Source organism: Deltaproteobacteria bacterium (assembly GCA_016223005.1).
Classification (GTDB): Bacteria; Desulfobacterota; GWC2-55-46; order UBA9637; family GWC2-42-11; genus JACRPW01.
On sequence record JACRPW010000012.1, the window covers coordinates 1 to 12,114 of the forward strand.

Annotated in this window: 15 protein-coding genes; 9 read left to right on the plus strand and 6 right to left on the minus strand. The window is 41.7% G+C overall.

Annotated features, from left to right (window positions below; all coding sequences use genetic code 11):
• The 9 genes from HZC45_01485 to HZC45_01525 all read left to right on the plus strand — a co-directional run.
• Window positions 1-708, plus strand: a 708-nt coding sequence (locus tag HZC45_01485) for a hypothetical protein (GenBank protein ID MBI5681838.1), incomplete at its 5' end; no start/stop codon positions are given.
• Window positions 701-1,174: a hypothetical protein gene (locus HZC45_01490; protein MBI5681839.1), complete on the plus strand. Its 474-nt coding sequence runs from the start codon at window positions 701-703 to the stop codon at window positions 1,172-1,174. The genes HZC45_01485 and HZC45_01490, both read left to right, overlap by 8 nt.
• Window positions 1,171-1,662, plus strand: coding sequence for a hypothetical protein (locus HZC45_01495; GenBank protein MBI5681840.1), 492 nt, complete (start codon window positions 1,171-1,173; stop codon window positions 1,660-1,662). The genes HZC45_01490 and HZC45_01495 overlap by 4 nt, the downstream gene beginning before the upstream one ends.
• Complete coding sequence (locus HZC45_01500) at window positions 1,644-2,135, plus strand: hypothetical protein (protein ID MBI5681841.1); 492 nt, start codon at window positions 1,644-1,646, stop codon at window positions 2,133-2,135. Before HZC45_01495 ends, HZC45_01500 begins: the two co-directional genes overlap by 19 nt.
• The gene (locus tag HZC45_01505; GenBank protein ID MBI5681842.1) at window positions 2,095-2,850 is read left to right on the plus strand and encodes a hypothetical protein; all 756 of its coding nucleotides are present in this window, start codon (window positions 2,095-2,097) and stop codon (window positions 2,848-2,850) included. Before HZC45_01500 ends, HZC45_01505 begins: the two co-directional genes overlap by 41 nt.
• Before the next feature lies 1 nt (window position 2,851).
• On the plus strand, window positions 2,852-3,358 hold the full coding sequence (locus HZC45_01510; GenBank protein MBI5681843.1) for a transglycosylase SLT domain-containing protein: 507 nt from the start codon (window positions 2,852-2,854) through the stop codon (window positions 3,356-3,358).
• A 168-nt stretch (window positions 3,359-3,526) separates the two neighbouring features.
• Window positions 3,527-4,123 carry a prepilin-type N-terminal cleavage/methylation domain-containing protein gene (locus HZC45_01515; protein MBI5681844.1) on the plus strand — a complete coding sequence of 199 codons (597 nt, stop codon included), beginning with the start codon at window positions 3,527-3,529 and terminating at the stop codon, window positions 4,121-4,123.
• 161 nt (window positions 4,124-4,284) lie between these two features.
• Complete coding sequence (locus HZC45_01520; GenBank protein ID MBI5681845.1) at window positions 4,285-4,842, plus strand: type II secretion system protein; 558 nt, start codon at window positions 4,285-4,287, stop codon at window positions 4,840-4,842.
• A gap of 157 nt (window positions 4,843-4,999) precedes the next feature.
• Window positions 5,000-6,394, plus strand: a complete 1,395-nt coding sequence (locus tag HZC45_01525) for a putative Ig domain-containing protein (protein MBI5681846.1) — start codon at window positions 5,000-5,002, stop codon at window positions 6,392-6,394.
• Here the strand turns inward: HZC45_01525 and nuoB are convergent.
• From nuoB to HZC45_01555, 6 genes are all read right to left on the minus strand, one after another.
• Window positions 6,357-6,908 (minus strand): NADH-quinone oxidoreductase subunit NuoB, encoded by a 552-nt coding sequence (nuoB, locus tag HZC45_01530; protein MBI5681847.1) that lies wholly within the window; start codon window positions 6,906-6,908, stop codon window positions 6,357-6,359. The two genes, HZC45_01525 and nuoB, sit on opposite strands and share 38 nt — an antisense overlap.
• 22 nt (window positions 6,909-6,930) lie before the next feature.
• The gene (locus HZC45_01535; protein ID MBI5681848.1) at window positions 6,931-8,502 is read right to left on the minus strand and encodes an NADH-quinone oxidoreductase subunit C; all 1,572 of its coding nucleotides are present in this window, start codon (window positions 8,500-8,502) and stop codon (window positions 6,931-6,933) included.
• Window positions 8,499-9,947, minus strand: coding sequence for a hydrogenase 4 subunit F (locus HZC45_01540; GenBank protein ID MBI5681849.1), 1,449 nt, complete (start codon window positions 9,945-9,947; stop codon window positions 8,499-8,501). The genes HZC45_01535 and HZC45_01540 overlap by 4 nt, the downstream gene beginning before the upstream one ends.
• A gap of 81 nt (window positions 9,948-10,028) precedes the next feature.
• Window positions 10,029-10,685: a formate hydrogenlyase gene (locus HZC45_01545; protein MBI5681850.1), complete on the minus strand. Its 657-nt coding sequence runs from the start codon at window positions 10,683-10,685 to the stop codon at window positions 10,029-10,031.
• Between the two features lie 6 nt (window positions 10,686-10,691).
• On the minus strand, window positions 10,692-11,630 hold the full coding sequence (locus HZC45_01550) for an NADH-quinone oxidoreductase subunit H (GenBank protein MBI5681851.1): 939 nt from the start codon (window positions 11,628-11,630) through the stop codon (window positions 10,692-10,694).
• Window positions 11,627-12,114: hydrogenase 4 subunit B (locus HZC45_01555; GenBank protein ID MBI5681852.1), on the minus strand; the 488-nt coding region annotated here is incomplete at its 5' end. The genes HZC45_01555 and HZC45_01550, both read right to left, overlap by 4 nt.

Genomic DNA, 12,114 nt, shown 5'->3' on the forward strand with positions numbered 1-12,114 from the left:
ATAAACTATATTGCCCAGACATATCAGGAAATGCCATCTGGTATTTATCTGTTTAGTTATTCTGGGAATGATACGGTTCCTATTGGTAATATCTCTATACCGATTAGCCTATTTGACCCTGTTTCAAAGGTTCAGAATCTGCCGCCTGATATTGCTATGGAATATATCCTGCCTCTTGGGGCATTACTATCAGATAGACAATTTGACCTCTTGCCAGAGGTATATTCCACAGGCAGAGTCGTCAAATCCATTGCCAGAAATGCAGGGGTATCTTTTTTAGCAATAGGCATTATAATGGGGCTGCACCTTGGATTATCCTATAAAGAGGTGTCAGATATAAAGGCAAGGGTATTATCAATACGGGGGCAAGCTACACCTGATATAGGCTCTGCAATCAACTATATGTCCAGTTTAACAAGTATGCCTATAAAGGAAAAGATTGACCTGTCAGGTGCGGAAGAGTTTCTTGTGAACTTGTCAAATCTGGTGCCGCCTGAGATAGAACTGGAAAACTTTAAAATCATACCAACAGGCGGAAAGTGGGAAATCCAAATGGAAGGGACATCTGCGATTGGCAATAATGCCTATACTGTGATTGGCATGTTTGTTGCACAAATTAAATCTATAGAGAATATGAATGTAACAGAATCATCCATGTCTGTATCTGAAAAGACAATAAAGTTTACTATAAAGGCAAACCATGTATAAAGAACTCAAAGGCTATATTATCTTTTATGCGTTTACAATTATTATCTTTTCTGCTATAATATTTGCAAATATCTACACCCATAGACAAAAGATTACCCTTAAGGTAGTGGCAGCAGAACTGAATAGGGTAAGCACAAAGATTGAGTGGATAAAGGCAAGGATGCAGGAAACAAAAGGCAAACAGGGGATAGAAAGAACATCTCCCGCCCCGACAAATCACCTAAAAAAGACAATGGAAATAGTAGATGAGATAAGGGTTAGAACAGGCGGAAATGTGGTGGTTAATGGTTCCCTGCTTGCAGATGACATTCCTTTGACGATAACTGTCAAAACACCTGACTTCAAGCATTTTATTAACTCTTTAAAGTACCTACAGACAATAGAGGAGACAAATAACCTTATTGTAATGAATATAGAGGGAACAAAAGAAGGTGTCTATACTATCAAAGGGAAGATATCCAAATGAGTTATCTGAAGAAATCTATACTATATTTGGTAATACCGCCTATACTTGTCATTAGTTTTTCTATCTGGATTGGCGCGACAATTAAAACAGACGGGCTCACCCCTGACGAGGCAAGTATAAAGAAAATGGAGGAAAAACCTGTAATTACTGAAACAAAAAAGGTTTCTTCTGAATTAAAACCTATCCGTGATATATTTTCTATCAAGAAACAAATGGAACTGCCGCCCATCTCAGAAATCCTCCCTCAGCCTGCAAAAGAGAAACAGGGGGATAAAAAAGAGATTGAAGATACAAAGCAAAAGATAGAGAAAATCCCCCATAACCTTATGCTGATACTAATCATGGAAGACAAAAAAATCGCTATGATTGATGGAAAAACCCTAAAGGAAGGGGATGCCCTTGCCGATAACAGCATTATAAGGGCAATAGAGACAGATAAGGTCTTACTGATAAATGGAGGCAGTGAAGAATGGTTATTTATAAGATAAAAGACGCGAGAAACGCGAGAAAGGCGAGAAACGCGGAAAATACAAAAAAGGCATTGAACCCCTTTTTGTTCTTCTCACTTCTTTTCATCTTTCTTGCATTTCTCGCCTTTCCCGCCTCTTTCAACACAGCATGGTCTCAAACTGGAACAAATAATGAAACCCCTTCATCTGATAGTGAAAAGACACCTGCTTTAAAAACAACTTCAAATGGAATTGATTCAAAGGTCTATTCCTTGTCAGTAAAACGGGCATCCCTTGGAGACACCCTTTACATCGTTGCGAGCGAGGCAAATCTCAATCTGGTATTTGACTCGGGTGTAAATATAGATGTATTCATTACCGTAACATTTAAAAATCTGCCCTTAAAAGATGCTGTAGAGTCCATATTATATCCATTTGGCTATTTCTACCATATTGAAAAGAACATCCTCTTTGTCAAAGCAGTTACCACAAGACAGGCAGGTTATTATTGAGGCAAAGATTGTAGAGGTTACCCTTTCAGACGGGTTAAAATACGGGATAGATTGGAGTAATATCATTAGAGGTAAAACCACTATTTCCCAGAGCGGGTTTAACAGTATTGTATCCGCTTCTGGACCATTGGCAAGCATAAACTTTGCATCCAGTGACTTTAATGTTGTCTTGAGGGCGCTTGAAGAGCAGGGCAATGTAAAGGTTCTCTCCAACCCAACACTCAATATTGTTAATGGGCAGACAGGTCTTTTAAGCGCTGGAAGAAGCACTTCCTTTATATCAAAGGTGGAACGGACACTCACGCAAAGCACACCGCCAATAGAAACCGTCTCTGTTGAAACAAGCGGTGTCCTTTCAGGAATCATAATCGGTGTTACACCGTATATTGAAAAGGATGGTGAAATCGTCTTAATGGTAACGCCCATAATATCTGAACTCGTTACCCTGACAGACAAGACCGTTGCCACCACAACGCTGTCTCTGCCAACAGTTGACTTAAGGGAGATGACATCCATTGTAAGGGTAAGGGATGGAGAGATGATAGCAATCGGCGGACTCATCAAGGAAAAAAACTCTGTTACAGAAAAGAGTATCCCTATACTTGGCAAGATACCTATAATCAATCTCCTATTTAGGAATAAAGAAGAAATCAATGAGAGGACAGAGCTTGTGCTGTTTTTAAAGACTGTAATAAGAAAAAAGGCAGGGCAGTAAAATGAAGTGTGTCCGATTTATATTCATGATATGCATCTGGCTATACCTAGTCTATCCCGGTAGTGCCTTAAGTTTCTGCTTTGATGAGGCTGCAAGAACATACAATATTAATCCTCTGCTGCTTCAGGCTATTGCAACTGTAGAGAGCAATAACCATCCTTACGCTATAAATGTCAATAAAAATGGAAGGTCTGTTAAAACCGTATATCCTACATCTAAAAAATCTGCAATAGAACAAATAAAGAACCTTGACAGACTTGGGTATAACTATGACATTGGAATAGGGCAGATCAATGTAAAGAACATAAAGGGTTATGGTATGGACCCAAAAGAACTCTTTGAGCCATGTAAAAACCTTCATGCATCAGCCATGCTTCTAAAAGGACTTATTGATAGATATGGTTATACATGGGATGCAATCTGGCGGTATAACGGCAGCAGGGATTATGCATTAAAGGTCTATGAAAAGATTAAAGTTATGAAAAAAAATCCCGATATATCTAAGTAAATAGGTATCGCTTAAAAAATCCACCCCTCATCCTTCGGGAATTGGTAGCCGCAACCTTTAGGTTGCGATGAGAGTCAATAAAATCAATGGGTTGAACGCAGGCTAAAGCCCCTGATAAAAGCATTCAGGGGCAGGCTCTGCGACTACAATATAAGGAGGAAAAAAACTATGAAGGCAGCAAGATTACATGACAAAAGGGGGTTTACGCTGATTGAACTTGCAATTGTCCTTGTGATTATTGGTCTTATAATCGGGGCAGTTGTAAAAGGAGGCGACCTGATAGACAGCGCCAAGATGAAAAGGGTAAAGGTGGATGTTGATACATGGATGGCAGCAGCATATACATATTTTGACAAATACAATGCCTTGCCCGGTGATGACACAAAGGCAAGTGCAAGATGGTCAGGGGCTGCTAATGGCAATGGTGACGGATATTTTAATGATGGTAATAATGACAGACCATGGGACCACCTGCGTAGGGCAGGGCTTGTGGATGGCGAGGCAACGGCAGGAGAATCTGCATCAGCAAGACCAAAGACAGTCTATGGCGGTCAATATGGACCATATTTTGTTGTTGTTAGCTGGTGGCCCCCGCAATCCAATGCCTTCAGGGTATGGCTGCCTGCTCAGAAGGCACAGGAATACGATGAAAAATATGATAATGGCACAGCAAATACAGGAAACATAAGGAGATGGGATGGAAGAACTAACTGGACAGACTCACCTGAGAATGGTGGTTTCTGGTTAGATATTAGGATGAAATAGTAAACTAAATCCAAGGAAGACGAGTTCGTAAAAAGTCGTCATACCCGTGAATCTTGTCCCCGCATGTTTTAAGCGGGGAGCGGGTATCTAGAGCATAAGCAACTACTTGAAAAAACTGGATTCCCGTTTTCACGGGAATGACAAAAAGGAGGTATTCAAAAATGGAAAGAGTATTTAGCAAAAAAGGTTTTACCCTGATTGAGTTGTCCATAGTCCTTGTGATTATAGGACTCCTTATCGGCGCGGTAATCAAAGGAGGCTCGCTTATAGCAGACGCAAAGATGAAGAGGTTAAAAAATGATGTGGACGGCTGGATAGCAGCAGTTCATTCATATTCAGGGAAATACAATGCCATACCAGGTGATGACCCACAGGCATCTACACGCTTTGCCGGGGCAGCAAACGGCAATGGAGATGGGCTTATTACAGAAACTACAACAGCATGGGACCACCTAAGGGGGGCAGGGATAATTGCCGGGCAAAGGGGTGTGGGACAGAGTTTTTATCCAAAGACCTCTTACGGCGGGTATGCTTACTATGTCTACCGTATTAGAACAGGATGGTCAGGTAATGTTGTAGAGATATCTATATCCGGTGATGTGGCACAGGACTTTGATACAAGATATGATGACGGGGTCGCTAACACAGGAGATATCCAACGGTCGGATGGAAACGCTGCATGGGGAACAACAATGATATTTATGGATGTCAGGATATGACCAAAAACTTTAAGGGCATAGGGTAAAAACTCTATGCCCTTTGCTCTCTGCCATTTATAGTGAAGGCAATAAATAACTTGACATTTCTTTCTGTCATTCCCGCAATCTTTAAGCGGGAATCCAGAGTCTTTATGTTTTAGCCAATCTTCTAAAGATTATGTGTATCCTCTCTCAGCCATATTTTAGATTATCAAAAAAAGGGTTCACTCTGATTGAACTTGCCATTGTTCTGGTAATAATGGGGATACTGGTTGGGATAGGGGTATCAATGATGGGTCCCCTTATTAAAAGGGCTAAACTTACAGAAACAAGGGAAACAGTCAAAACTGTTAAGGAAGCGGTTATCGGCTATACCGTTTCACAAAAAAAACTCCCTGCCTCATTAAATATTTTGGGTGTAAAAACACAAGATTCTTATGGTAAGGATATCTTTTTCCTCCCCTCTCCTAATCTCACTACCAATGACCTCTGCACAACTAACCCCCAGTTTTTAACACTAAACGATAAAGGCAGTCCTAAAAATAGAGTTGTAACTGTTATTTTAAGCAGCGGTGAAAATACAAACAGTGATACCGGGACAAACCCCTTTTCCATTTTAGAGACAGGCGCTGCTACTTCTACAGGCAGTATATATGATGATATAGTTGAATATATAGAGATAGATTCTCTGCGGGAAAAGGCATGTCATGGAATTAATATAACTACAGACAATCTGCCCTCTGGAACAGAGGAGGTTCCATATGCACAAATAAGTTTGGGAGCAACAGACGGGACACTCCCTTATACATGGGGTATTATATCTGGCAGTCTGCCGCCCGGTGTAGCATTATCTACCAACCTGATTTCAGGCACACCAACACAGGCAGGAACTTATAATTTTACAATTGGTTTAATGGATGCCGAAGCGAGAGAATCAAGAAGGAGTTTAACCATAGTTGTAAACCCAAATCCACCAAGGATAGTTACAGAATTCCTTGCTTACGGTAAGGTTCAGGAGGCATATCCATCAACAACACTTGGGGCAACAGGCGGAAAACCTCCATATTCATGGACAAAGACATCAGGAAACCTGCCCTCTGGTTTAGGTTTAAATGCAACAGGGACAATAACAGGCACGCCAACACAGGCAGGGACATATTCATTTACCATAAGGGTTACAGACAGCGGCTTACCTGCAAGGACTGTTGATAAGACCCTTTCAATAACAATAAATCCTGCAGGCAGCGGAGGCAGTGGAACGGGAACAGGGACAGGGAGCAGTGATGGCGAAAAGGACAGCAGTGTGAAACTTGCCATTCTTAATCAGGATTATGAAACAAGTGATTATAAAATCAATGATGGTGAATGCAAATCATGGCTACCAGGTGACACCATATCTTTATCTGCAGGTGATAAGGTAAATCTTTACTGGCAGGGCGGTGGGGCATATAAAGGGCAATGTAAATCTTTTCTATGCACAAAATCCTATGGTGATTTAAAGAAAGAGGATACCAATAGCAACAATATAATAAAACTCATCTATTCTTCCCAGTGCAAATTCGGGGATTACTGACACCTGTATTTTCTGTTGCCTTTAAGATACCTTGGATTATAGAGGATGGAGAAGGTGGACAACCCTTTATATAGACATCAACTGGTATGATACTGCCTATGCCTCCAAGAGAGGCATAAGACTTCCCAAAGACCCCTCCATCATAGGCACAGTCGCCTGCTGCTATAACGAGTTTTGGTGGTGGGGTTGCATTGTATGTCCTTTTGAGCGCTGTTTCCATGTTTATAGAGACAGGCCCTGTAATAAGGAGAATATCTGCAAACCGTGGTGATGCAGTAAAATGTATCCCGAACCTTTCACAGTTGTAAATTGGATTATTTACAGCATGAATTTCCAACTCACAGCCATTGCATGAGCCTGCATCAATTTGTCGTATGGTAAGGCTCCTGCGGAAACGTTTCAGAATGGCATCTTCTAATTTTGCCCCCACAACCTCTATCTCGCTTTCAATTTCCCGAGGGAGAGGCTCTGTAACAATGCCTGTGCGGAATATTTGATGTAGAATTCTTAACATAACTAACCCCTAGTCCCTACCTTTATAGATCATTCCCTGAATATGACTGATTAAAACTCTTATTGCAGAGCGGAAAATCTGGAACAATATTCCCGTGTATTGCCTCTTCTAATGCAATCCAATTGACACTGGACGGGTCTCTCACCATACACCTGTTTATTTCACCCTTTGCTCCTGACTGAACCCAGTAAACGATTTCGCCGCGCCAGCCTTCAACAACAGCAAAACCTGCCTTATCAGGTAATGGCTGATTAAACCCTGATGCAGCCTCGCCAGCAGGCATTGTCTTTAATATTTCGCGTATAATCCGAATTGAATCCCGTATCTCTTCTATCCTCACCCATGCACGGGCATGGACATCGCCTGAATTGAGCACTCTTATCTTTGGAATAATGCGGTCATACGGTGGGAAAGGACTTTGTATTCTTGAGTCTTGATTTTGTCCGCTCGCCCTTGCCACAAAACCGACAACACATAACTCTTTTGCCTTTTCAGGGGTAAGGATGCCTGTGCCTCTCAATCTGTCCTCAAGTGACGGGTTTTCATCATATATGGTAACAAGTTTTTCAAATTCTTTTTCAAATGATTCAAGTTCATTTAATATTATATCCCTGCCTTCAGGAGTTAAATCAACATTTACTCCGCCGGGTATTACCTTGTCCATCATAAATCTGTGTCCAAAGAGTTTATAATTAGTGCGGAGTATATGTTCTTTCAGTCTTGAGAATTGATACAGGATAAATGCAAATGCAGCATCATTTGCAATTGCACCGAGGTCACCAAGATGGTTTGTTATCCGCTCCCTTTCAAGCATGAGTGCACGGAGCCACAATGCCCTTTCCGGCGGATTAGTTTTTGAGATTGCCTCAACTGCTCTACAGTATGCAATTGAATGTGCAGCAGTTGAATCACCCGATACCCTGCCGGCAAGTTTTGCTCCATCCATCCATGACATTGTCTCAAATCTCTTTTCTATCCCCTTATGCACATATCCAAGTTTTTCCTCAAGATTTATTATGTCCTCCCCAACTGCCTGAAACCTGAAATGCCCCGGCTCAATAATACCTGCATGGACAGGACCGACAGGTATTTCATATACCCCTTCACCATCTGCCTTAATAAACTGATATTCACCTTTTATCCGTTTCAGAGGTTGTTTCACATCAAACGACTTTCTCAGAGGATAAACATCCTTCTGCCAGTCTTCATGTTTTATCCATGGCCGTAAATCAGGATGTCCAGTTGGTTCAATACCCATAAGGCTTTTTATCTGTCGTTCAAACCTATATGCAGGAACAAACTTTTTTGTGATGCTTGGGAATGTAGGGTCATTTTCAGGAAGGTCTGCCTTTATAATCAGGTATTCTGAAGCCTTTGCATAACAGGCAAACACACCAAATCCTCTTCTAAATAATATTTCATCTGATGCCCATTCCGCTACAAGTCTTGCACCTGAATTCTTCATTGCCTTTGCTGCTTCAGCAAACCTTTCCACAGGCACATGATATAAAGGCACATCCAAAGGATATTGATTATCATCCTTTCTTGCATCTGCCCCAAACAATGATGTAATTGCATTTTTCAATTCGCTCATTTCAAAATCTCCACTGCCTTATGAAACCACTGAGAAAGAAAGTCAGGCATATAAAGACCTATAATAAGAACCAGTGCAATGTGAAGCAGTACTGGTATATGTGCTGCATTGAGCGGCTTTTGATTCGGTGGCACCATGCCTGCAACCATCGGCTGAACCCTCCTGAAGATTGCTGCAAATGCAACACCGAGCCCTATTAAAAGAAGAGGTGTCATAAGGGGTGCGTCCTTCATGGTTGCTGTTAATATCAGGAATTCACTCATAAAGACCCCAAAAGGTGGCATGCCGACTATGGCAATTGCCCCAAGTATAAGCCCCCAGCCGACAAGGGGGTTTCCCCTTATAAGCCCTTTTATCTTGTCCATCTCCTGAGTAGAGTGCATCTGCGATGCATGTCCTGCTGTAAAGAATATTGAAGACTTTGTAAGGCTGTGTGCAAGCATGTGCAGTAAGCCGCCGAATGTTGCGATTGGTCCGCCCAGGCCAAATGCAAATGTTGCTATACCCATATGCTCTATTGATGAATATGCAAACATCCTTTTTATATCCTTCTGCCTTAAAATGGAAAATGCTGCAATCAGAATGGAAATCATACCAAAACCCATCATTATATAACCTGCTTTATGTGTACCTGTGGCGCCATCCACCAAAACCTTGCATCTGACAAGGGCATACAATGCAACATTTAAAAGAAGCCCTGAAAGAACTGCTGATATTGGTGTTGGACCTTCGCTGTGTGCATCAGGCAGCCAATTGTGAAGCGGGACAAGTCCGACCTTTGTGCCGTAGCCGACCATCAGAAATACAAAGGACAGAGAGAGGACGGTCGGCTCAAGTTTGTCGCTTACCTGGTTTAAATTTGTCCAGAGGAGTGCCTCGCCGCCTTCGCCCAAAACCTTTTCTGCGGCAAAATATAATAGCACTGTCCCGAATAGCGCCAAAGCAATGCCGACGCCACAGAGTATAAAATACTTCCATGCTGCCTCAATAGCAGCAGGTGTTTGATAAAGAGAGACCAGCAGCACAGTTGATAAGGTGGCAAGTTCCATTGATATCCATAGGACACCGACATTGTTTGTAAGAAGCGCTAGAAGCATGGCAAATATAAAGAGTTGGAACATGGCGTGATAAAATCTCATGCCCCAGTGTCCGACACGGCCGTGCTCCCTTTCATGCCTCATATATCTTCTGCTGAACATGGCGGTTGTCATGGACACAAAAGATGTAAGGACAACCAGATAGATATTAAATGCATCAACAAAGAAAAATTTGCCGCCGGTAATTATTGGCCCATACATATAAACCTGTATCGCGAGGACAATGCCTGCTGCAAATGTAGCGGCAGAGCCTAAAATATTTATCTCCGGCGCAATCTTTCTGTCGCCTGCAAAGGCGAGGATGATTGCTGCGAGAAATGGTATGCTGAGCAAGATGAGAAGTATCATAAAATACAGACTTCAGACTATAGACTACAAACTATAGACTTAATGCTTTTGGTCTAAAGTCTGATGTCTAATGTCTGTTTTTTAGTCCCCTTCCTTCAGTTTTGTCATATCTTCCACATCCAGACTGTCAAATGTTGTCCGTATCTGAAAGAAGAATATTCCAAATATAAATGCTGCAATGAGTATGTCCAGACCAACGCCAAGTTCCACTACCAGAGGCATACCGTAAGTGGCGCTTGTTGCCGCAAAGAAAAGCCCGTTTTCCATTGAAAGGAATCCAATAATCTGTGTTACAGCATGTTTTCTTGTAATCATCATAAGAAGTCCGAGCATGACTGTGGCAAGTGCCACTGCGATTGTGGAACGGGTTACAAGCGTTGAGAGTTCCCTTATTGGCGAAGTAAGATGATATGAAAATATAACAAGTGCGATGCCGATTAGCATTGTAGTAGGAACATTTACATCTGTTTCAACCTCTTTATGTATCTGGAGTTTGATAATAAGTATATGCAGGATATACGGGAGGAGTATAACCTTTAAAGCAAGTGTCAGGACAGAAGAGATGTAGAGATGGTGCGTGCCTGACACATAGCCGACAACGGCTGTGCTTATAGAAAGGAAAAGTCCCTGCCATGCAAATATGTGGAGGAGTGCATACATCCTCCTCTGCACAAGAAGACCAAATGATGTAAGCAGTATAAGCGCTGCCATAACGCTGTTTATCTGGGCTGCAATCATTTTAATTTACTCCAGTATAAAGTATGAAAGCATTCCAAGTGTGGCAAACAGGAATGCACTCCCAAGAAATTCAGAAACCCTGAATATCCTCATCTTTGCAAGTCCTGTTTCTATTAGCACAATCCCTGTGCCTACGACTGCAAATTTTATAATCATTAAAAATAATGCAAGAGGTATTGCAGCCATGTTGCCAGAGGGTGCAATGCCCCATGGAAAGAATGCCGCAATCCCTATAGATGTAAATAAAAATAGTTTCATCATACCTGCCCATTCAATTAAAGCAAGGTGTTTGCCTGAATATTCAAGTATCATTGCCTCGTGAATCATTGTAAGTTCAAGGTGCGTTGCAGGATTATCCACAGGGATTCTCCCTGTTTCTGCAAGCGTGATCAAAATGAATGCGAGTAAGGCAAATGCCATCGATGGTCTTAAAATAAACTCTCCGTAGGCAATTACATGCGCTATCTGGGACAGGGATGTTGACTGGCTTATGAGTGATACAGTAAATATTGCCATAAGCATTGCAGGCTCTGCAAGTGATGCTATCATCATCTCTCTGCTTGAGCCCATACCGCCGAAGGCTGTGCCTATATCCATACCTGCAAGCGCTATAAAAAATCTTGCTATTGCGAAAAGTGCAACAAGTGCAATAACATCTGCTGTCTTTGCCAGAGGTAAATCCACAGAAAGTATAGGTATAATTCCTGCTGCCAATACAGATATACCAAATACAAGATACGGGGTGAACCTGAATATCCATGATGCATTTTCAGCAAGCATGATGTCTTTATGGAATAGTTTTAAAATATCCCTGTAAGGCTGAAGTATGCCGGCAGTACCCCTGCTTTGAGTCCAGCATTTAAGCGTCCTTATCCAGCCGACAAATACAGGCGTCCCTATAAGAACAACTAAAACCTGCAATATTTCTATTAGAAATCCTGTCATCTGAAAAACAATAAAAGCACTATAATAGTTATAAATGAATAAACCAGATAAACCTGTATCCTGCCCTGCTGGAGTCTCCCGACCTTTCGCGAGACCCAGAAACTTAAATCACTGATAGGCTGATAAATCCAGTTCCAGAATCTATCCCTTATGCGTAAATGATAGTGCAATCTTTCAGGAAATGCAGGATGTCTCTGAGTCTGTTTAATCCTTACCTGTTCTTTGACATTAAAGAAAAATCCAAAAATCCTCCGTATAGGCATTGAAAAAGATGTGGCATTATACTGCATCCGTGAAGTAACTTTTTCAAAACCACAGTCCCAAAGTGGTGTCCTGTGGATGGAAGTTCGTCTTGCGTGCAATAAAAGATATGTTACAGCAACCACCAGAAGAATAACTCCAAAGACAATAACCCCTGAATAAGAAGCCCTTTCATGCGAAACAGGTGTGAGCCACAACCATCCAAATGCACCTGCTGTTGTTG